The following is a 1,775-nucleotide window of genomic DNA, read 5'->3' as shown; positions in this document are numbered from 1 at the left end:
GGGCTGGGCTAACTTCAGCCGCTCCACCTACAAGGGCGGGGCTGACTTTAGCGGATCTATCTTCTATCAGAAAGTTTATTTTGGAGTAGACGGAGACAACAGCAGCTTTTCTCGCTTCACAGACTGTGCCCCTCAGTTCTATGATGAGACAAACCGCAAAAACACGCTTTTTAGTTCACCTGATAATGATTTCACAGTCGAAAACGGCAGGGGCTACCCCATTTACCGCAACCTTGAAGGCTTACCCCTTGGCTGTAAATTCCTTACTTCAGAACAGAAGGAATACCTTGCAGATAAGTTCCGAGAAATAGAAAAAATAAATAATAAACTTCGTGAGGTAAAAGATCCCGAAGAGAATACCAAACTTTTAGACACGCTGGAGTCTTTTGAAAAAGAACTGTATGAATGGCAGGAGGAAGCCACCACAGTAAAAGTGGAGGGCACAGCACCAGAAGAAAAGAATAACTAGCCGCCCGAAGGATTCACGGTCTCCACTTCCTGCCGTATGAGAACATCAAGATTCTACGGCACTGTTTGCCCTCTAGGGGTTTTTTCCTACTGGCGTGACTGGTTGTTTCTGCTACAGGGTTCGACCCGCAACAACCTCTGAATATGCGCAGGACTGGGCCGTTACCTGCCTACCCACCAAAGATTTGCAGGTAAACCTTGAGCCAAAATTCAGGAAAATCTGAAAGGTGAGCTGAAGATGCGGTAGGGTGGTACTTGCACACACTCACCACAAGGAGTCTACTCAGCTATGAGCGATAAAAAACAGCCGGAAACAGAGCAGCCTAGACAACAGAACAAAGGCTGGTCGCGGAGTAAATGGATTATTATGATAGTCCTCGGAGTTTTTTCCCTTTTTATCTGTTGGCTCTATTTATATCCCGAGTTTATCTGTTGGCTCCGCTTATTTCCCGAGCAATGGGCCACCAAAAAACACATATGGTTACAACTATATCTAGGAGTCCTAGCTATTACAGGCGTAGTAACTTTATGTAAACCACAAATTATTACTTCGAGCTCTGAAAAATACTTTATTACCAGAGTTCTTGTCACTGGTATTACAGGTGGGGTATTTGCTCTTCTTTTACCCATAGCTGTCAAAAGCACTACAACAGGTGTTGGCGGGCTACGACACTCTATTCTACTAGCAACCGGTGGTCTTCTCGCGATCCTTACCTTGGGCGAGACTCGCCGTAAAAACGATATCGACAAGCGCAAGAACAAGCAGGAAAAAAAGAAAAACGACAAGGATTACCGGCGACAAGTTAGGGCAGAACGCCGAGAACGGTACACCAAAGCGGTGGAGCAATTAGGTGATGAAAAAGCCCCTATCCGTATGGGCGGTGTATACACACTTGTTGGCCTCGTGGATGAGTGGCTTGAAGATAAAAACCTATCTGATGATCAGAGACTCAAAGAAGGGCAGGTTATCATCAATAACCTCTGCGCCTATATCCGCTCCCCATTCACTCTTGCTTCTCATTATAATAAGTTATCTAACCCCACGCCTAAGGGAATATATAAAGATAAAAAAGAAAAATTTTATGCAGACAAAGCCATATTAGATTCTGAAGCAGATGTTCGCCTCAGTATAATTAAAGAAATTCACGGTCGCCTACAAGGCTCAGAAGAGAATACCCCGGGAACATGGTCAGAATTTGAATATAATTTCTCGGGAAGCACCTTCTTCTACCCAATAGACCTTACGAACTCTTACTACGCAAAACCTATTAATTTCAGCGGCTCCACTTACAAGGGCGAGGCTAACT

At 44.6% G+C, this 1,775-nt stretch carries 2 pseudogenes; both read left to right on the top strand.

Annotation, left to right across the window (positions count from 1 at the left end):
• Positions 1 to 469 (top strand): annotated as a pseudogene (locus HMPREF3164_RS11455) (hypothetical protein); the annotation flags it as partial.
• 288 nt (positions 470 to 757) lie between these two features.
• A pseudogene (locus HMPREF3164_RS11450) lies at positions 758 to 1,775 on the top strand (hypothetical protein); the annotation flags it as partial.

Origin of the sequence: Rothia sp. HMSC08A08, assembly GCF_001808385.1 — a bacterium.
In the GTDB taxonomy this organism is placed as follows: Bacteria; Actinomycetota; Actinomycetes; order Actinomycetales; family Micrococcaceae; genus Rothia; species Rothia dentocariosa.
Note: the sequence above shows the minus strand (reverse complement) of the source record. Positions and strands in the feature narration are given on the sequence as shown.